The sequence below is a fragment of the Paraburkholderia oxyphila NBRC 105797 genome (assembly GCF_000685075.1).
Lineage (GTDB): Bacteria > Pseudomonadota > Gammaproteobacteria > Burkholderiales > Burkholderiaceae > Paraburkholderia > Paraburkholderia oxyphila.
Genome location: NZ_BAYD01000008.1, coordinates 43,043 through 62,182, shown reverse-complemented (window position 1 = coordinate 62,182; position 19,140 = coordinate 43,043). Strand labels below are relative to the sequence as shown.

The following is a 19,140-nucleotide window of genomic DNA, read 5'->3' as shown; positions in this document are numbered from 1 at the left end:
CGGCGAAATATGCGGCGGGGGTGGCCCTACGATGTATTCCATCGAGACCATTCGAGGAATGCCATCCATGGACCAGTTCGATCCCGGCGCAGTCGTTGTCAAGAGCGGCCATTTCATCGGCGGCTCGCTGGTGGACGAGGGCGCATCGCACCTCGACGTGGCGCGGCCGTCGGACGGCGTGGCGTACGCCTCGGTGCCGGTGGCGCACGCGCAGATGGTCGACCGTGCCGTCGAGAACGCATCGCATGCGTTTCGCGAGAGTGGCTGGGCGCGCATCGCGCCACGCGAGCGCGCCCGCATCCTGCGCCGCTTCGCCGATCTGATCGCCGCCGACACGGCCACGCTCGCTCCGCTCGAAGCGCTCGGCTCGACGCGGCCCGTGCGCGATGTCTCGGCATGGGACGTGCCCTTCACGGCGGAAGGCATCCGCTTTTACGCCGAGTTCGCCGACAAGGTCGGCGGCGAGGTGGCGGCCACCGACCACGACCATCTGGGCATGACGATCGCCGAGCCGTATGGCGTGGTCGGCGCCATTGCACCGTGGAATTTCCCGCTCGTGATGGCGTCGTGGAAGATCGCCCCGGCGCTCGCGGCCGGCAACGCCGTGGTGCTCAAGCCCTCGGAGATGACGCCGTTTTCGGTGCTGCGTCTGGCCGAGCTCGCGATCGAAGCGGGCATCCCGCCCGGCATCTTCAATGTCGTGCAGGGCGATGGCGCGAACACGGGCGATGCGCTCGTGCGGCATCCGCGTGTCGCCAAGGTCACGTTCACGGGCTCGACGCGCGCGGGCGCCGCGATCATGGCCGCGTGCGCGCAAAGCGGCACGAAGCCCGTCACGCTCGAGCTGGGCGGCAAGAGCCCGCAAATCGTTTTCGCCGATGCGCCCAGGCTCGACGAGGTGGCGCGCCGTATCGCGGGCGCCATCACGGGGAACGCGGGCCAGGTCTGCGTGGCCGGCTCACGGCTGCTCGTCGAGCGCACCATCGCCGACGACCTGGTCTCGCGCATCGCACAAGCTTTCACGGCGTTGCGCGCGGGCGCAACGTGGGCGCCGGGCACCACGCTGCCGCCCATCATTTCCGAGGCGCAGGCCGCGCGCATCGAGTCGATCGTCGAGCGCAGCGTGGCCGAAGGCGCGCGCGCGTATTGCGGCGGCCGGCGTGCCGACGCGAGCGTGCCCGGCGCGTTCTATCAGCCCACCATCCTCACCGGCGTGACGTCGGAGACCGAGGCCGTGCGCGCCGAAATCTTCGGCCCGGTGCTCACGGTGCAGACCTTCGAGACGGAGGAGGAGGCGCTTGCGCTGGCCTCGCATCCCGACTACGGACTCGCCGCCGGCGTGCACACCGCCGACCTGGGCCGCGCGCTGCGTTTCGTGCGCGCACTGGAGTCCGGCACGGTATGGGTCAATCGCTATGGACGCACGAGCGATTTCATGATCCCGACGGGCGGCTACAAGCGCTCGGGTATCGGCAAGGACCTCGGCCGGCAGGGTTATGAAGCGCACTTGCGCTTCAAGAGCGTGCTGATCGATACGCGCATCTGACGATGCGCGTGGCGTGCCCCGGCAGGCGCACGGTCGTGCGTAGCGCGAAGCCTGCCGGGGCGTCGCCGGGACGTTGAAGGGCGCCCGGGCGCACCACCGCAGAATCTGCTGTGGCGGCCCCTTCAAACGAGTGGTTTGTACCGTTCGCGCCCATCGAATCGATGACATTTGCAAATTTTGCGCTGTTTAAATTTTCCTCAGGGACGCATTTCCTGTAACCGCCACTGAGCCCGCTAGCGGGTTCGTCATACGAAAGGATTGCCATCATGATCGATTTCGAGCCGAAGTACATCACGTTCGACTGCTACGGCACGCTGACGAAATTCCGCATGGCCGACATGGCGCGCGAAATGTACGGCGAGCGCCTCAAGGGTGCGGACCTCGAAAAGTTTGTCGCGTTCTTCGCGGCCTACCGCCGCGACGAGGTGCTCGGCGCATGGAAGCCGTATCGCGACGTGATCGTGAGCGCCGTGCGCCGCACCTGCAAGCGCATGAACGTCGAGTTCATCGAGTCGGAAGCCGAGCAGTTCTACCTTGCGGTGCCCACCTGGGGCCCGCACCCGGACGTGCCCGAGGGCCTCTCGCGCCTCGCGAAGAAGTACAAGCTCGTGATTCTCTCGAACGCCTCGGACGACCAGATCCAGAGCAACGTCGACAAGCTCGGCGCGCCGTTCCACCGCGTGTTCACGGCGCAGCAGGCGCAGTCGTACAAGCCGCGCATGCAGGGCTTCGAATACATGTTCGACCAGCTGAACTGCAATCCGGGCGACGTGCTGCACGTTTCGTCGAGCCTGCGCTACGACCTCATGACCGCGCACGACCTGGGCATCAAGCACAAGGCCTTCGTCAAGCGCGGCCACGAGCCGGGCACGCCCTACTATGAGTACTACGAAGTGGAGACGATCGGCGATCTTGCGACGCAGCTTGGCTTGTAAGCACGAAGGGCGCAGGCCCACCTCACCACCTGAATTGCCCGACTCGCCCAGCCCCGAGGCCACCCGATGAAGCTCGATTCCTACTGGCTCGATACCGCACCACCCGGTCTCCCTGCAAGCGAGGGGCCGGTGGAGGGGCGCTACGACGTGGCCGTGATCGGCGGCGGCTTCACGGGGCTCTCCGCGGCGCTGGCGTTCGGCCGCCGCGGGGCCAGCGTCGCGGTGCTGGACGCGGGCCGCATGGGCGGCGGCGCGTCCGGTCGCAACGGCGGCCAGTGCAACACGGGCGTGGCGCAGGACTACGCGGCGCTGCGCGCACAGTTGGGCGTCGAGCGCGCGCAGGACTGCTACCGCGCCTATGCGGCGGCCGTCGACACGGTCGAGCGCTTGATCCGCGAGGAAGGCATCGACTGCGACTACCGGGCGAGCGGCAAGCTCAAGCTCGCCGCGAAGCCGCATCACCTCGAACATCTCGAACGCACGGCCGAGCTGATTTACCGCGAGGTCGATCAGGATATCGAAATCATCGGCCGGGACCGCATCCGCAGCGAAGTGGACTCGGAGAGTTTTTTCGGCGGCCTGCTGCAGCGGCACGGCGGACAGATGCACATGGGCCGCTTCGCCGTGGGGCTCGCGAAAGCGGGGGCGCGGCGCGGCGCGAGGCTCTACGAGCATGCCGCGGTGACGTCGATCGCGAAGGAGGGCGGCGCGTACCGCGTGGAGTCGGCGCGCGGAACGTTGCGCGCGCAACAGGTGTTGATCGCCACGGGGCCGTCGCGCCATGGCCCGTTCGCGTGGTACCGGCGGCGGCTCGCGCCGGTGGGCTCGTTCATCATCGTGACCGAGCCGCTGCCTGAGGAAACGCTCGCGCGTCTCTTGCCGCAGCGCCGTTCGTACACGACGAGCCGGCTCATGCACAACTACTTTCGCGTGACGCCCGACTCGCGCCTGCTGTTCGGCGGCCGGGCGCGCTTCACGGCCTCGGAGCAGCCCTCCGACGCGAAGAGCTGCCGCATCCTGCGGGGCAATCTCGCGCAGCTGTTTCCGGGCCTGGCGCTGGCGCGCATCGACTACTGCTGGGGCGGGCTCGTCGACATCACGGCCGACCGCCTGCCGCGCGCCGGCGAGCACGACGGCGTGTGGTACTCGATGGGCTACAGCGGCCACGGCACGCAGATGGCGACGCACATGGGCCAGGCGATGGCCGACGTGATGAGCGGCAACGCGCAGGCCAACCCGTGGCGCAATTTCGCGTGGCCCGCCATTCCCGGACACACGGGCAAGCCGTGGTTCTTGCCGCTCGTCGGCGCGTATTACCAGCTCAAAGACGTTTTTTACTGAAGCTCAAATAGATAACGACACGGCCTCGACGCACAGAGGCGCGGCCCCCCACTTATCCCATGCGGAGAAGCATCATGAGCATCGATCGATCGCCCGAAGACCTCGTCCACCCCGGCGTGCGGCTCGAAGAGCTGACCCGGCGCGGCGCCACGCGCCGCGATCTGCTGCGCGCGATGGTGGCGGGCGGCATGATGTCGATGACGGGTGCGGGCCTGCTCAGCGCGAGCGGCGCGGCTTTCGCGCAGGAGAAGCCGAAGCAGGGCGGCAAGATCCGCGCGGCCACGCAGTCGTCTTCGGCGTCCGACACGCTCGATCCCGCGAAGGGCTCGGTGTCCACCGACTATGTGCGCGCGAACATGCTGTACAACGGCCTGACCGAGTACGACGCGCACCTTGGCGCGCAGATGGCGCTGGCGCAGTCGCTCGAGACGAAGGACGCGACGGTGTGGGTCGTGAAGCTGCGCAACGGCGTGCAGTTCCACGACGGCAAGACGCTCGCGCCGGCCGACGTGGTCTACTCGCTGATGCGCCACAAGGACCCCGCCGTGGGCTCGAAGGCGAAAACGCTCGCCGACCAGTTCAAGGACATCAAGGCCACGGGCCCGAACGAAGTGACGATCACGCTCGCGGGCGCGAACGCGGACCTGCCCGTGATCCTGGCCGATTCGCATTTCATGATCGTCAAGGACGGCACGAACGATTTCAAAACGGCGATCGGCACCGGGCCGTTCAAGCTCAAGGACTTCTCGCCGGGTGTGCGCACGCTCGTCGTGCGCAACGAACGCTACTGGAAGCCGGGCCTGCCGCATCTCGACGAAATCGAGCTCGTGGGCATCGGCGACGAGTCGGCGCGCGTGAATGCGCTGCTCTCGGGCGACGTGCAGCTCATCAACCAGGTGAGCCCGCGCTCGACCTCGCGCATCAAGGGCACGCCGGGCTTCGCCGTGAAGGAGACGAAGACGGGCCAGTACACCGACCTCATCATGCGCGACGAAGGCGGCGTGACGGGCAACGCCGATTTCCGCCGCGGCATGATGCACCTGTTCGATCGCGAGCAGATCCGCAGCGCCGTGTTCCTCGGCTATGGCGAGATCGGCAACGACCAGCCGATCGATCCGACCAACAAGTACTACTTCGCCGGCCTGCCCGAGCGCACGTTCGATCCGCAGAAGGCGAAGTTCTATTTCCAGAAGGCGAAGCTCGGCAGCGCGCCGCTGCAGATCTATGCGTCGCCGGCTGCGGACGGCTCGGTCGAAATGGCGATGCTGCTGCAGCAGGTGGCGCCGCAGGCGGGGCTGAACCTGCAGGTCGTGCGCACGCCCTCGGACGGCTACTGGTCGAACCACTGGATGAAGCATCCGCTGACCTTCGGCAACATCAACGCGCGCCCGAGCGCCGACGTGATCTTCACGCAGTTCTTCAAGTCCGATGCGCCCTGGAACGAGGCGAACTGGAAGGACCCGAAGTTCGACCAGATGCTGCTGGCGGCGCGCGCCGAGCCCGACGACGCGAAGCGCAAGAAGATCTACGGCGACATGCAGGTGCTCGTGCACAGCGACGGCGGCATTGGCATTCCGCTGTTCCTGAGCTCGCTCGACGCGCACAGCACGAAGCTCAAGGGGCTCGGCTCGATTCCGATTGCGGGCCTCATGGGCTTCAAGTTTGCCGAGAACGTCTGGCTCGAGGCCTGATGCATGCGGCCGGGCGTAGGCCCGGCCGCCCATTCCTCGCTTCATTTGGATCAGGAGGCGATATCCGATGAAAGCTCACGCGCAACGACTCATTGCCGCACGGCTCGGTCTCGCGCTGCTCACGCTGCTGCTCGTCTCGGCGCTCGTGTTTGCCTTGACGGGCCTGCTGTCGGGCGACGCCGCGCAGCAGGCGCTGGGCCAGGCCGCCACGCCCGAGCAGGTGGCCGCGCTGCGCCATCAGTTCGGCCTCGACCAGCCCGCGCTCACGCGCTACCTCCATTGGCTCGTGCACGCCGTGACCGGCAACTTCGGCATGTCGCTCTCGAACAATCTGCCGGTGAGCGAGCTGATCGCCACGCGGTTGCCGAATTCGCTCGTGCTGGCCGGGCTCACCACGCTCGTTTCGGTGCCGCTCGCGCTCGCCATCGGCATTTTCTCGGCCGTGTTCCGCGGCTCGTTCGTCGACCGCGCACTCAATGTGCTCACGCTTTCCACCGTGGCGGTGCCCGAGTTCCTGATCGCGACCGTGGCCGTGCTGATCTTCGCGGTGAAGCTGCGCTGGCTGCCCGCGCTCTCGTATCTCTCGGAGGTGGATTCGTTCGGGACGCTGATGCGCATCTATGCGATGCCGGTCATGACGCTGTGCTGCGTGATCGTCGCGCAGATGGCGCGCATGACGCGCGCGGCGGTGCTCGACCAGCTCGACGCGCCCTATGTGGAAATGGCGCGCCTGAAGGGCGCTTCCCCCGCGCGCCTCGTGCTGCGCCACGTGCTGCCGAACACGATCGGCCCGATCGCCAATGCGGTTGCGCTGAGCCTCTCGTACCTGTTCGGCGGCGTCGTGATCGTGGAGTCGATCTTCAACTATCCGGGGCTCGCGAGCCTGATGGTCGACGCCGTGACGAACCGCGACATGCCGCTCGTGCAGGGCTGCGTGATGGTGTTCTGCGCCGCGTATCTGGTGCTCGTGCTGATCGCGGACCTCTGTCAAATCGTTTCCAACCCGAGGCTGCGTCAACGATGATCCGACCCGCCACTTCCCACGCCACCACCGTGCTCTACGCTGCCGCCGAGGGCGAAGAGCGGTCCGTGGCCGACCCCGTCAAGGACGCGCCGTGCGCGGCGCCCACGCCGCCGCGCGGGCCGTTGCGCAAGCTACTCGGACGTCTTTCCGTGCTTGGCCTGATCGGTCTCTCGATCGTCGTGTTCTGGCTCGGCGTCGCGTTCATCGGGCCGCTCGTGGCGCCCTACAAGGGCGGCGCCATCACCTCCACGGAGATCTTCGGCTCGTATAGCGCGGCGCACCTGCTCGGCACCGACTTCCTCGGCCGCGACATGCTGAGCCGCGTGCTCTACGGCACGCAGTACACGGTGGGCCTCGCGCTCGCCGCCACGCTGCTCGCGAGCGGCATCGGTACGTTCTTCGGACTCCTTGCGGCTGTCTCGGCGCGCTGGATCGACGAGGTGCTGTGCCGTCTGTTCGACGCGCTCATCTCGATCCCGAGCAAGGTGCTCGCACTCGTCGTGATCGCGGCGTTCGGCTCCTCGGTGCCCATGCTCATCACCGTCGCGGCGCTCGCCTATATTCCCGGCGCGTTTCGCATCTCGCGCTCGCTCGCCGTCAACCTGATGACGCTCGAATACGTGCAGGTCGCGAGGGCGCGCGGCGAAGGGCTCTTCTATATCGCCCGCGTGGAAGTGCTGCCGAACATGATCCATCCGATGCTCGCCGACTTCGGCCTGCGCTTCGTGTTCATCGTGCTGCTGCTCTCCGGCCTCTCGTTTCTCGGCCTCGGCGTGCAGCCGCCGGATGCGGACTGGGGCTCGCTCGTGCGCGAGAACATCGGCGGCCTCGCCGAAGGTGCGCCCGCTGTGCTGATGCCGGCCGTCGCGATCGCGACGCTCACCGTCGGCGTGAACCTGCTGATCGACAGTCTGCGCCGTCACGGCGGCGGCAAGCGTGGAGGCGGACAATGAGCATGATCGAAGTGGCGGGCCTGCGCGTGGTCGCGGGCACGGCGCCGGACCCGGTCGTCGAGATCGTCAAGGGCGTCGACTTCACGGTGAACCAGGGCGAGGTGCTCGCGCTGATCGGCGAGTCGGGCTCGGGCAAGACCACCATCGCGCTCGCGCTGCTCGGCCATGCGCGCAACGGCTGCACGATTGCGGGCGGCAGCGTGAAGATCGGCGGCACCGACGTGCTCGCGCTCGACGAGCGCGCACGCCGCGCACTGCGCGCGCGCACCGTCGCCTATGTCGCGCAGAGCGCGGCGGCCGGCTTCAACCCGGCGCGCACGATCATGGACCAGGTGTGCGAGCCTGCGCTGCTGCACCGGCTGATGTCGCCCGCGGCGGCGCGCGAGAAGGCGGTTGGCCTGTTTCGTGCGCTCGCGCTGCCTTCGCCCGAGACGATCGGCGCGCGCTATCCGCATCAGGTGTCGGGCGGCCAGTTGCAGCGGCTGATGGCCGCGATGGCGCTGATCACCGACCCCGCCGTGGTGGTGTTCGACGAGCCCACCACGGCGCTCGACGTGACCACGCAGATCGAGGTGCTCGCGGCCTTTCGCAAGGTGGTGCGCGAGCTGGGCACGACCGCGGTGTACGTCTCGCACGATCTTGCGGTGGTCGCGCAGATGGCCGATCGCATCGTTGTCCTGAATGGTGGTGAAGTGCGCGAGAACGGCACGACGCTCCAGGTGCTCGATGCGCCCGTGGATGACTACACGCGCGCGTTGCTGGCCGCGCGCCGCCACCCCGAGGCCGAACCGCCCGTGGCGAGCGCGGCCGCCGGGGTGCCGCTGCTCGAAGTGCGCCACCTCAACGCGGGCTACGGGCGCGTCGATGCGCACGGCGTGCCCGCCGTGCGCGTGCTGGAGGACGTGAGCCTGCGCATCGCGCGCGGCGGCGCGCTGGGCGTGATCGGCGAATCGGGGTCGGGCAAGACGACGCTCGCGCGCGTCGTGGCCGGGCTCAACGACCGCGCGCGCGGCGAGGTCCTGCTCGACGGCAAGCCGCTGCCCGCCACGCTCGGCGCGCGCACGCCCGAGCAGTACCGCCGCATCCAGATCGTGTTTCAGAACGCCGATACGGCGCTCAACCCGAGCCACACCATCGCCGACATTCTCGCGCGCCCGATGCGCTTCTATCACGGCCTGCGGGGCGCGGCCGCGCAAAAGCGCATGCTCGAATTGCTGGACCTCGTGAAGCTGCCCGCGGCGCTCGCGAAGCGTCAGCCCGGCGGCCTCTCGGGCGGACAGAAGCAGCGCGTGAACCTCGCCCGCGCGCTCGCCGCCGATCCTGCGCTGATTCTTTGCGACGAAGTGACCTCGGCGCTCGACACGGTGGTGGGGGCGGCCATTCTCGAGCTGCTCGCGGAGCTGCGGCGCGAGCTGGGCCTCTCGTACCTGTTCATCAGCCACGACATATCGACTGTGAAGGCGATATGCGACGACGTCGTCGTGCTGTACGCGGGCCAGTGCGTGGAAGCGGGGCAGCGCGAGGTGCTGGCGGCGCCGCCGCATCACCCTTACACAGGACTGCTCGTCGATTCGGTGCCGGCGTTGCAGCCGGGCTGGCTCGACGCGCGCCGCGCCGCCACGCTTGCCGCGTTGCCGCCGCTCGGACCGTCGGCGGACGTGCGCGAGCTGTGCGCGTTCCGCTCGCGCTGCCCGGTGCGCATCGACGGCGCCTGCAACGTCACGCCGCCCGCGCTGAAGCAGTTGCCTTCCGGCGCCCAGATTCTCTGCCATCACACCGTAGCGGAGCTGGAGCGCTTGCAGGCGGGCGCGGCAACCACGAGGGCCGCAGCATGAGCGCGCGCTTCGTGAGAGTGGCGGAGGCGGGGCGCCCGACCTTCGAGATCGTGATCGACGGCTGCGTCGCGCAAGCCGCCGAGGGCGACACGCTGATGGTCGCGCTGCTGGCGGCGCAGGACGCGCTGCGCGACTCGGAATTCGACGCGAGCCGGCGCGCGGGCTTCTGCCTGATGGGCGCCTGCCAGGACTGCTGGGTGTGGACCGTGCAGGGCGAGCGGCTGCGCGCCTGCACGACGGTGGCGGTGCCGGGCATGTCGATCGTCACGCGCACTGCGCTTGCCGGGGAGGGCGTATGGCCGCGCGCAAAGAGCTGAATGTGGGCGTGAGTGTGAGCATGAACGCGGACAGGCGCGTGATCGTCGTGGGCGCGGGGCCGGCGGGCGTGCGCGCGGCGCAGGCGCTGGTGCAGGCGGGGCTGCGCCCCACCGTCATCGACGAAGGGCGGCGCGACGGCGGACAGATCTACCGGCGTCAGCCCGAGGGCTTCAAGCGCAGCTACGAGACGCTCTACGGCACCGAGGCTGCGCGCGCGGCGGCGCTGCACCGCGACTTCGATGCGCTGCGCCCGCACATCGACTATCTGCCCGATACGCTGGTCTGGAACATCGGCCCGAAGGCCGTGCATCTCGCCAGCGGCACGCGCTACCGCGAGCTCGCCTTCGATGCGCTGATCGTGTGCAGCGGCGCGACCGACCGGCTCATGCCCGTGCCGGGCTGGGATTTCGCGGGCGCCTATAGCCTGGGCGGCGCGCAGGTCGCGCTGAAATCGCAGGGCTGCGCCATCGGCGCGCGCACCGTCATGATGGGGACCGGGCCGCTGCTCTATCTCGTCGCCGCGCAGTACGTGAAGGCCGGTGCGAGCGTGAGCGCGGTGCTCGATACGTCCACTTTCGGCCAGCGCGTGCGCGCGTTGCCGGACCTGCTGCAGATGCCGTCGACGCTGCGCAAGGGCGTCGCGCTGATGGGCGTGCTGCGCCGCGCCGGCGTGCCGGTGCATCGCGGCGTCACGCCGCTCGCCATCGAAGGCACGCCCGAGCACGGCGTGACGGGCGTGCGCGCGACGCTCGCCGACGGCAGCGCTTACCGCGCCGAATGCGATGCCGTGGCACTCGGCTATCACCTGCGCGCCGAGACGCAGCTGGCCGACCTCGCGGGCTGTGCGTTCGAGTTCGATCAGGCCGCCCGGCAATGGCTGCCCCAGGTCGACGAGGACGGCCGCAGCAGTGTGGCGGGCGTCTATCTGGCCGGCGACGGCGCGCGCGTGCGCGGCGCCGATGCGGCCGAGCGCGCGGGGCGCCTCGCGGCGCTGGCGGCGCTGCGGGATGCGGGTGTGGTGCTGTCCGGTGCGCGCGACGAGGCCGCGCGGCTGCGCCGCGAGCTCGCGCGCTACACGCGTTTCGCACAGGGCTTGCGCACGGCGTTTCCGTGGCCCGCGCAATTCGCGGCCACGTTGCCGGACCACGCGGTCGTGTGCCGTTGCGAGGCGATCACGGCGGGCGAGCTGCGCCGCGTCGTGCGCCAGATGGGCGCGTGCGAAGCCAATCGTGCGAAGGCGTTTTCGCGCGTGGGCATGGGACGCTGCCAGGGGCGTTTCTGCGCTCACGCCGGCGCCGAAGTGATCGCCGCCGAGGCGCGCGTGCCGCTCGAGGCCGTAGGCAGGCTGCGCGGGCAGGCGCCGGTCAAGCCGCTCACGATGGCGCTGGCCGACGCGGCGTGCGGCACGGACCCAACGCCTGGCTGTGCCAGCGAGACCGAACCGAGCGCTCGAACGCAAGCAGCGCCAACGCAACCACAGACGCAGACGCAAACGCCGCAATCGGGCAACTGCCGCGCACAGGAGTTCAGCGAATGACTGACCGGGCCGATGTGATCGTGATAGGAGGCGGCATCGTCGGGACCTCGGCGGCGTTCTTTCTGCGCCGCCGGCAACGCTCGGTGATCCTGCTCGAACGCGGCTTGACGGGGCAGCAGGCGAGCGGCGTGAACTTCGGCGGCGTCCGCCGCCAGGGGCGCGCGCTCTCGCAGCTCGCCATGTCCAATCGCGCGCTCGATGTCTGGTATCGCGCGCAAGCGCTGCTCGGCGAGGACGTCGAGTTCCTCCCTTCGGGCCATACGCGGGTTTGCTACCACGCACACGACGCGGAGTACTTTCATCGCTACGCCGCCGACGCGCGCGCGTATGGACTCGATCTCGAAGTGCTCGACGGCGCCGCGATGTTCCGGCGTCTGCCGTTCCTCGGCCCCGAGGTGCTGGCGGCCTCGATCTCGCCGCGCGACGGCCATGCCAACCCGCGTCTCGCCGCGCCCGCGTTCGGACGCGCCGCCGCGCGGCTCGGCGCGAGCCTCGTCGAGAATACCGAGATCGTGCGCGTCGAGAAGGAGGCGGGCGGCTTTCGCGTGGAGAGCGCGGCAGGCGCCGTCTGGCGCGCGGAGCAACTGCTCGTCTGCGCGGGGGCGTGGGCCGGCGCCTTGTCGGCGCAGTTCGGCGAACCGGTGCCGCTCGTGGCGCGCGGCCCGCAGATGGCCGTGACCGAGCCCGTGCCGTACCGCTTTGGCTCGTCGATGGGCGTCTACACCTCGATCAAGGAAGAGAGCGTGTACTTCCGGCAAGTCGCGCGTGGCAATCTCGTGCTCGGCGGCGGGCTCTCGGGTCCCGCCGACGTGAGCACGCGGCGGGCGAGCGTGCTGCCTGCGAACACGGTCGGGCAGCTTGCGCAGTTCCGGCGTTTCGTGCCGGCGCTGGCCACGCTGAACGTGATCCGCGTGTGGAGCGGCGTGGAGGGCTACCTGCCCGACGCGGAGCCCGTGATCGGCCCGAGCGTGACCACGCCGGGCCTCTTCTATGCGTTCGGCTTCAGCGGCTCGGGGTTCCAGATTGGCCCGGGGGTGGGCGAAACGCTGGCGGAACTGCTCGCTGTGGGCCGCACCGAGATCGCGCTCGACCCGTTCTCGATCGCGCGGTTCGGGCGCATGGCGCACCACGCGGTACCCGAAGCGGGCGTGAGCGCGTCGACGGCGAGCGAGGCTTGATCATGCGTGCCGCCAATGTCCCTGCTTCCACGCTGCGCGACGCGCTGGCGTATATCGAAGCGAATTTCGACAAGTCGCTGAGCCTGGCCGAGCTGGCCGAGGTGTCGGCGCTCAGCGTTTCCCGGTTTGCGACGGTCTTTCGCCAGCAGATCGGCCTGTCGCCGTACAAATACCTGTGTGGCGTACGCGTGCGCCGCGCGCAGTCGCTGTTGCTCGCGGGCGTGCCGGGCGCCGTGGTCGCCACCGAGGTGGGCTTCTTCGACCAGAGCCACCTCGCGCGCCATTTCAAGCGGGTTTGCGGCGTCACGCCCAGCACCTTTCTGCAGCAGGCGCGGATGCTCGAAGCCGCTTGAGCGGGCAAGCCGCGCTGCGCCAGTTCGTCTTGAACACGCTCCTTGGGCCGATGACCCGTCATGGAAGTTGCGCTAAGCTGTGGGCGCGACAACAGAAGGTCGCATTCCAGGCTCTCGCCGTCGCAATCTGGCAACAGCGCTTTCAAGGCGCCTGTTCAGATTCAGGCATTGCAGCAGTACGTCTTGCACTTATCCGGTAATCGTGAGGTCAACTGGTCAGGAGTGTGTCGTGAAGACAGCGAATATCAAAGACGTCGTCAATATCAGGGGCGAATTATTCGAGGGAGCGTACAGGAAACGCAAAATGAAGTCAGAAAACCTGTACTGCTGGTTCAATGAAAGAATGGTGCATTATCCGCACGCAAGTATTGAAATTTCCCAGCAGCATGAAGAGTGGGTGGACTTTCATGTCACGTTTTCGCTGACGAAGGAGAAGGGCGGCTGGGAGACCGGAACTGAAACCGCGTCCTATAGCGTATACGTGGTCATTGATAAAGAAACCGATCAGATTACGGTATCGCGAACCACCGATGTGAGCCGATGGAAGTTGAGTGGCGTGAATCCGGGCTTCAAGAGTTTTGCGGATTCCGAACGCAAAGCCCTGGAATTTGCCAAAGCGTTTTATAGCGCCGCTTTTCTGGGAACATAAACCGCACGGTTTTATCCATTCATCCCGTGCGCTTCGCTTTGCCGGACGCCAGACGTAATCGCCGGGCCGGGCGAGCATGCGGCAATACCGCATCGAAACGGGCAACGCGAGGCCGCGCAAGCGGCCTCGCCATTGGGATCAGCGCGCATTGTCCAGACGCTGCTCGATCTTGCCGAGGCGCACCACGGTCACGCCAGGGCGCAGTTGCCGCAGCGAGGGCATCACGAGGATGCAGTCGTCGTAGGGCGTGGTTACCGGCTCGCCGTCCGACCAGCCGATCACGGCCCCTGCCTTGGGGAACACTTCGAGGCCCGTGTACTCGCCCGCAAAACGGAAGTCCATGCTCTTCGCCACCACGGGCTCGGTCACGCGCACCACACACATTTGCGGCGGCAGCGGCTGACACCAGCCCGCGGGCAGGTCGGCTTCATCCACCACGCCCGAGAGCAGCAGAAAACGCGCGGTGGCGTCGCGCGCCACGGTCACGGCGCGCGCCTCCCAGTGCTGCCCGCATTCGATCAGGAGTGCGTTCTTTTCGCTCGACGGCTCGCCGAACCCTTCATAGTCGCGCATGCGCCGGCCTTCGGGATGGCCTTCGTCGCAAATGACGGTGGCTGGCGTGCCAAGCCGCGTGGACAGCTCGACGCCCTTGGCGAGCGGCCCCGCGACGATCAGCGGCGCGCTCTTCTCGTGCATCGAGTGCAGATCGAGCAGCAGGTCGACCTCGTCGATCACGCGACGCATCGCGCGGGCGCGGCGCAGTTCGCTCGAATCGCGTGAAAGGTCGTCGAGCGCCTGCGCGGTCCACACGCGGTTGAAGTCCTGATCGACGAAGCGCGCCGCATCGGGCTGCGCCGGGTCGAAGCGGCGATACGCATCCACGTTCGCGAACGCGAGCGTGAGCTTGCCGCGCCGCGCCCGCAGCCCCGCGCGCAACAGCGCATCGACAACGATGGCCCCGCATACCTCGTTGCCATGTGTGAGCGCGTTGATCATCACATGCGGCCCGGCTACGCCCGAGTCGAACGTATGCACGTAGGGAATGCCCGTCTCGCTGCGCTCGTGCACGGCGATGTCGGGAAACGCAATTTCGATCGGATAGTGGCTCATGCAAGTCCTCCCTGGCAGAGGTATTTGATGGACAGGTAGTCGTCGAGCCCGTACTTCGAGCCCTCGCGCCCGTAGCCCGATTCTTTCACACCGCCGAACGGCGCGGCCTCGCTCGCGAACGCGCCCTCGTTGATGCCGACGATGCCCGCTTCGAGCAGTCGCGCGACGCGCTCGATGCGGCGCATGTCCTCACTATAGAAGTACGCGGCAAGACCGTACGGGGTGTCGTTGGCGGCGCGAATCACCTCGGCTTCGTCATCGAAGCGAAAGAGCGGCACGACGGGGCCGAAGGTTTCCTCGCAACTCAGCATCATGGCGGAAGTCGCGTGCGCGAGCACGGTGGGCGCGTACCAGTTGGCGCCCAGCTCGCTCAAGCGCTTGCCGCCTGTGAGCACGCGGGCGCCGCGGCTCACGGCGTCGTCCACGTGGCGGGCGATCTTCTCGACCGCGCGCGCGTTGATCATCGGGCCGATCTGCGCGGCGGGGTCGGTGGCGGGCGCGACCTTGAGCGCGGCGACGCGCGTGGCGAGCCGGTCGGCGAAACGTTCGTAGACGCCCGACTGCACGTACACACGATTGGGGCACACGCAGGTTTGGCCGCCGTTGCGGAACTTCGCGGCCATGAGGCCCGCGACGGCCGCATCGAGATCGGCGTCGTCGAACACGATGAACGGCGCGTTGCCGCCCAGTTCGAGCGAGAGCTTCTTGAGCGTGGCCGCCGATTCCTTCGCGAGATATTTGCCCACGGGCGTCGATCCCGTGAAGGTGATCTTGCGCACGCGGCTGTCGGCGAGCCAGTCGGCGACGGCCGGCACCGTGCGCTCGCGCGACGCGCAGATGAGATTGAGCACGCCGGGCGGCACGCCCGCCTCGTGCGCGAGCAGGGCGAGCGCGAGCGCGGTGAGCGGCGTGTCCTCGGCGGGCTTGGCGACGACCGTGCAGCCTGCCGCGAGCGCCGGCGCGATCTTGCGCGCGATCATCGCGAGCGGGAAGTTCCAGGGCGTGATGGCCGCGACGATGCCGATGGGCTCCTTCACCGCGCTCATGCGTTTGCCGCGTTGCTGCTGCGGGATGAGGTCGCCGTAGATGCGCGTGGCCTCGTCGGCGAACCACGCGACATAGGACGCGCCATACAGCGCTTCGCCGCGGCCTTCGGGGACCGGCTTGCCCTGTTCGAGCGCGATCAGGCGGCCCAGTTCGCCGGCGTTCGCGACGATCAGCGCATGCCAGCGGCGCAGCACCGCGGCGCGATCGGCCGGGAGCGTGTCGCGCCAGGCGGGAAACGCGCGGGCCGCGGCATCGGTGGCGGCGCGCGCGTCGGCGGCGTCGCTGTCGGGCACCTCGGCGATCGTTGCGCCCGTGGCGGGATCGGTGACCGCAAAACGCCTGCCGTCCGCGGCGGCCACCCATTGTCCGTCGATGAAGTTGTCGTGGCGGATCAGTTCGGATAACTGATAAAGCGGGGTCATGTATCGGTTCCTTTCCGGCGCTGCCGGTGACGGGACGTGCGCAAGCCGGCGAGCGCAATGCATGCGCTCGGCCCGGCTGCGCAACGGCTGATCAGGAATGCGGGTGCTGCGAGAACAGCGTCTCGAGCGGATAGTGCGTCTTGATGAACGACGTCTTGATGATCACGTAGCTGAAGTACTTCTCGATGCCGATGTCGCGCTCGAGCAACCCCTCGACGATGCTCTGATAGTGGCTCACGCTGCGCGCGACGAACTTGAGCAGATAGTCGTAGCCGCCGCTCGCCAGATGGCATTCGAGCACCTCGTCCACTTCGCGGATCGCTTTCTCGAACTTGATGAAGTCCTCGCGCCGATGGTCGGCGAGCGTGACCTCGGTGAAGACCACCTGCACGTCGCCGAGCTTCTCCAGCTGGATATGCGCGCCGTAGCCGACGATATATCCCGCTTTCTCCAGACGCTTCACGCGGATCAGGCACGGGCTCGGCGAGAGCCCGACCGCGTCGGCCAGTTCGACATTCGTGATGCGCCCCCGCTTTTGCAGCTGCGAGAGGATGCGCAGATCGATTCGATCCAGCTTGAAGTCGTTGCTCATCGTGATGGGGGTGGCCCTGCATGTCGAGTGATCGAATGATGTTATCACGCGGCAACACGGATGCTGGCCCCATTCTTTGCGTTCAGCGCGGCGCGCACCTCGGCTTGGGCGAGCACCTCGTCGAGCGTCCGTTCGAGGCGCTCGAACAGCAGGTCGAACTCGCTCTCGGTGAACGACAGCGCGGGCGCGAAGCCGAGCACCCCGTCGCCGAACGCGCGAAACACGAGGCCGTTGCGATACGCGGCTGAGGCGATACGCTCGGGCAGGCCGAGCGATGCGTCGAAACGCTGCTTGCTCGCTTTGTCGGCCACGAGTTCGAGCGCGCCAAGGAGCCCGCGATGGCGCGCGTCGCCCACGAGCGGATGCGCCCGCAGCGCGTCGAGGCCCTGGGCGAAGCGCGGCGCACGCGCCACGCCGTTGGCGAGCAGGCCGCCTTCGTGATAGAGGCGCATCACTTCGAGACCGATCGCGGCGCTCACCGGGTGCGCCGAATACGTGTAGCCATGGCCGATCACGGCGGCCGGGTCGCCATCGGCGATGCCCTGATAGACGGCGTCGGACATCAGCACGGCGCCCATCGGCGCATAGCCTGCCGTGAGGCCCTTGGCGACGGTCATCAGATCCGGCTCGACCTGTTCCGCTGCGCAGGCGAACAGCGGGCCCGTGCGGCCGAAGCCCGTGATGACCTCGTCGGCGACGAACAGGATGTCGAGCTTGCGGCAGGTTTCGCGCATCGCTTTCAGCCAGCCGACGGGCGGCACGATCACGCCGCCCGAGCCCTGGATCGGTTCGCAGAAAAACGCGGCGACACGCTCGGCGCCGAGCTCATCCACTTTCGCAACGAGTGCCGCGACCGAGGCGGCGATCAGCGCCGCATCGTCTGCATACTCGCTGCGATACGCGTACGGCGAGGGAATGTGATGCTGCGTCGCGAGCGGCAGGTCGAAGTGCCGGTGGAACGCGGGCAGCGCCGTGAGCCCGGCGCCGCTGGACGACGAGCCGTGATAGCCGCGCTCCAGCGCGATGATGTGCTTCTTCGCGGGGCGCCCGCTTGCGTTGTAGTAGTGCGTGATGAAGCGCAGCGCGGAATCGACAGCGTCCGAGCCGCCGAGCGTGAAGTACACATGCTGCAGCGAGGCGGGGGAACGCTCGACGAGTTGCGCGGCTAGTTCGATCGCGGGCTCCGAGCCGAAGTGGAAGTAGCCGGTGGCGTAGGGCAGGCGGGCCATCTGGCGCGTGGCGGCCTCCACGATGCTGGCGTGCCCATAGCCGGTGTTCACGCACCAGAGGCCGGAAAACGCGTCGAGCAGTTCATGACCGTTGGCGTCGCGCAGGAAGACGCCCTGTGCGGTGTCGAGCACGGTCACGCCGCGCGCTTCGTGTGCGCGGTAGCTGACGACGGGATGGATCAGATGTTTGCGGTCGGCTTCGATGAGCGCGGCGTTATTCATGGTTCGATTCCCGGTGAAGGAAGGGCTTGAGGCGGTTCAGACCACTTAAGACCGTTTCATGCTACCGGGCGAGGGCCGCTGGAGGCTTCGTCAAATGCAGCGCCAAATAGCGCGATTGTGGCGTTTTGGCCGGCGGCCGCAGCATATTGTGCTGCGGTGTGGGCGGGCTTGATCGGCAAGCGGGCAATGCCGCGGGCAGCGCCCCGGTTCCGCGTGGGGCGCTTGCTCAGTAGCCGCGGGCGCGGTCGATCTGACCCAGCATCGGCAGACCGTCGCGATGGCGCCGGATGTTGTCGAGCACGACGTCGACAGCCGTTTCGGGCCGCGTCGCGCTCGCGATGTGCGGCGTGAGGCGCACGCGCGGATGCGTCCAGAACGGATGCGCCGGCGGCAGCGGTTCGGGGTCCGTGACGTCGAGGATCGCGTTGGCAATGTGGCCGCGCTCGAGCGCGTCGAGCAGCGCCTGCTGGTCGAGTTGCGAGCCGCGCCCGACGTTGATGAGCGATGCACCCCTGGGCAGCTTCGCGAGGCAGGCCGCGTCGATGAAGCCGCGCGTGGCGCTGGTGAGCGGCAACAGGCAAATGAGCATATCGGTGCGGGCGAGGAATGCGTCGAGCGATGCGGCCCCTGCGTAGCATTCGACACCCGGCAGGGTATGCGCCGAGCGGCTCCATCCGGCGCACGCGAAGCCGAACAGGCGCAGCCGTTCGAGCACGGCACTGCCCAGCATGCCGAGCCCCAGCACGCCCACGCGGCGCGACGCGGCGCTGCGCACCGGCAGTTCGCGCCAGACGCGCTGCTGCTGTTGCAGGGCGTAATCGAACAGGTCGCGGTGGATCGTCAGCACGGCTTGCGTCACATACTCGAGCATGCCTTCGACGATGCCGGGCTCGATCATGCGCACGACCGCGATGTGCTCCGGCACGCCCGAGAGATCGAACTGGTCGATGCCGGCGCCCACCGAGAAGATCACTTCGAGATTGGGCAGCGTGCGCGCGAGGTCCTCGGGCGGCTGCCATGCCGCGAGATAGCGCACGGCCGCGGGGTCGCCGATATCGGGCCACAGCCGCAACGGGATTGCCGGTGCCTTGTGCGCGAAAAGCTGCGCCCATTGCTTGCCGCGCTCGGGGTCGGCCTTATAGAGGAGTGTCATGACAG

17 protein-coding genes are annotated in these 19,140 nt (G+C 68.1%); 12 read left to right on the top strand and 5 right to left on the bottom strand.

The genetic code is table 11. The features are described from left to right. Window positions 1–67: 67 nt before the first annotated feature. From BO1_RS07300 to BO1_RS07245, 12 genes are all read left to right on the top strand, one after another. The gene (locus BO1_RS07300) at window positions 68–1,546 is read left to right on the top strand and encodes an aldehyde dehydrogenase family protein (protein WP_028217003.1); all 1,479 of its coding nucleotides are present in this window, start codon (window positions 68–70) and stop codon (window positions 1,544–1,546) included. A 266-nt stretch (window positions 1,547–1,812) separates the two neighbouring features. Further along, window positions 1,813–2,481: a haloacid dehalogenase type II gene (locus BO1_RS07295; protein WP_028217002.1), complete on the top strand. Its 669-nt coding sequence runs from the start codon at window positions 1,813–1,815 to the stop codon at window positions 2,479–2,481. A gap of 66 nt (window positions 2,482–2,547) precedes the next feature. After that, window positions 2,548–3,822, top strand: a complete 1,275-nt coding sequence (locus BO1_RS07290; protein WP_028217001.1) for an NAD(P)/FAD-dependent oxidoreductase — start codon at window positions 2,548–2,550, stop codon at window positions 3,820–3,822. A gap of 74 nt (window positions 3,823–3,896) precedes the next feature. Then, window positions 3,897–5,513 (top strand): ABC transporter substrate-binding protein, encoded by a 1,617-nt coding sequence (locus tag BO1_RS07285; RefSeq protein ID WP_028217000.1) that lies wholly within the window; start codon window positions 3,897–3,899, stop codon window positions 5,511–5,513. A gap of 67 nt (window positions 5,514–5,580) precedes the next feature. After that, window positions 5,581–6,537: an ABC transporter permease gene (locus BO1_RS07280; RefSeq protein ID WP_028216999.1), complete on the top strand. Its 957-nt coding sequence runs from the start codon at window positions 5,581–5,583 to the stop codon at window positions 6,535–6,537. Further along, window positions 6,534–7,490 carry an ABC transporter permease gene (locus tag BO1_RS07275; RefSeq protein ID WP_028216998.1) on the top strand — a complete coding sequence of 319 codons (957 nt, stop codon included), beginning with the start codon at window positions 6,534–6,536 and terminating at the stop codon, window positions 7,488–7,490. The genes BO1_RS07280 and BO1_RS07275 overlap by 4 nt, the downstream gene beginning before the upstream one ends. Beyond that, window positions 7,487–9,325 carry an ABC transporter ATP-binding protein gene (locus BO1_RS07270; protein ID WP_028216997.1) on the top strand — a complete coding sequence of 613 codons (1,839 nt, stop codon included), beginning with the start codon at window positions 7,487–7,489 and terminating at the stop codon, window positions 9,323–9,325. The genes BO1_RS07275 and BO1_RS07270 overlap by 4 nt, the downstream gene beginning before the upstream one ends. Next, the gene (locus BO1_RS07265) at window positions 9,322–9,642 is read left to right on the top strand and encodes a (2Fe-2S)-binding protein (RefSeq protein WP_028216996.1); all 321 of its coding nucleotides are present in this window, start codon (window positions 9,322–9,324) and stop codon (window positions 9,640–9,642) included. Before BO1_RS07270 ends, BO1_RS07265 begins: the two co-directional genes overlap by 4 nt. Then, window positions 9,621–11,180 (top strand): FAD/NAD(P)-dependent oxidoreductase, encoded by a 1,560-nt coding sequence (locus tag BO1_RS49995; protein ID WP_084687799.1) that lies wholly within the window; start codon window positions 9,621–9,623, stop codon window positions 11,178–11,180. The genes BO1_RS07265 and BO1_RS49995 overlap by 22 nt, the downstream gene beginning before the upstream one ends. Next, complete coding sequence (locus tag BO1_RS07255) at window positions 11,177–12,358, top strand: NAD(P)/FAD-dependent oxidoreductase (protein ID WP_028216995.1); 1,182 nt, start codon at window positions 11,177–11,179, stop codon at window positions 12,356–12,358. The genes BO1_RS49995 and BO1_RS07255 overlap by 4 nt, the downstream gene beginning before the upstream one ends. Before the next feature lie 2 nt (window positions 12,359–12,360). Beyond that, entirely contained in the window at window positions 12,361–12,711 is a 351-nt protein-coding gene (locus BO1_RS07250) for a helix-turn-helix domain-containing protein (protein WP_028216994.1), read from the top strand. Between the two features lie 304 nt (window positions 12,712–13,015). Further along, the gene (locus BO1_RS07245) at window positions 13,016–13,360 is read left to right on the top strand and encodes a hypothetical protein (protein ID WP_028216993.1); all 345 of its coding nucleotides are present in this window, start codon (window positions 13,016–13,018) and stop codon (window positions 13,358–13,360) included. A gap of 138 nt (window positions 13,361–13,498) precedes the next feature. Here the strand turns inward: BO1_RS07245 and BO1_RS07240 are convergent, their stop codons facing one another. The 5 genes from BO1_RS07240 to BO1_RS07220 form a co-directional block, all read right to left on the bottom strand. Next, window positions 13,499–14,470 carry a M14 family metallopeptidase gene (locus BO1_RS07240; RefSeq protein ID WP_028216992.1) on the bottom strand — a complete coding sequence of 324 codons (972 nt, stop codon included), beginning with the start codon at window positions 14,468–14,470 and terminating at the stop codon, window positions 13,499–13,501. Then, on the bottom strand, window positions 14,467–15,939 hold the full coding sequence (locus BO1_RS07235; RefSeq protein ID WP_028216991.1) for an NAD-dependent succinate-semialdehyde dehydrogenase: 1,473 nt from the start codon (window positions 15,937–15,939) through the stop codon (window positions 14,467–14,469). Before BO1_RS07235 ends, BO1_RS07240 begins: the two co-directional genes overlap by 4 nt. Before the next feature lie 91 nt (window positions 15,940–16,030). Beyond that, the gene (locus BO1_RS07230) at window positions 16,031–16,531 is read right to left on the bottom strand and encodes an Lrp/AsnC family transcriptional regulator (RefSeq protein WP_028216990.1); all 501 of its coding nucleotides are present in this window, start codon (window positions 16,529–16,531) and stop codon (window positions 16,031–16,033) included. A 44-nt stretch (window positions 16,532–16,575) separates the two neighbouring features. Continuing rightward, window positions 16,576–17,982, bottom strand: coding sequence for an aspartate aminotransferase family protein (locus tag BO1_RS07225; RefSeq protein ID WP_028216989.1), 1,407 nt, complete (start codon window positions 17,980–17,982; stop codon window positions 16,576–16,578). A 226-nt stretch (window positions 17,983–18,208) separates the two neighbouring features. Further along, window positions 18,209–19,135, bottom strand: coding sequence for a 2-hydroxyacid dehydrogenase (locus tag BO1_RS07220; RefSeq protein WP_028216988.1), 927 nt, complete (start codon window positions 19,133–19,135; stop codon window positions 18,209–18,211). Window positions 19,136–19,140: the final 5 nt, after the last annotated feature.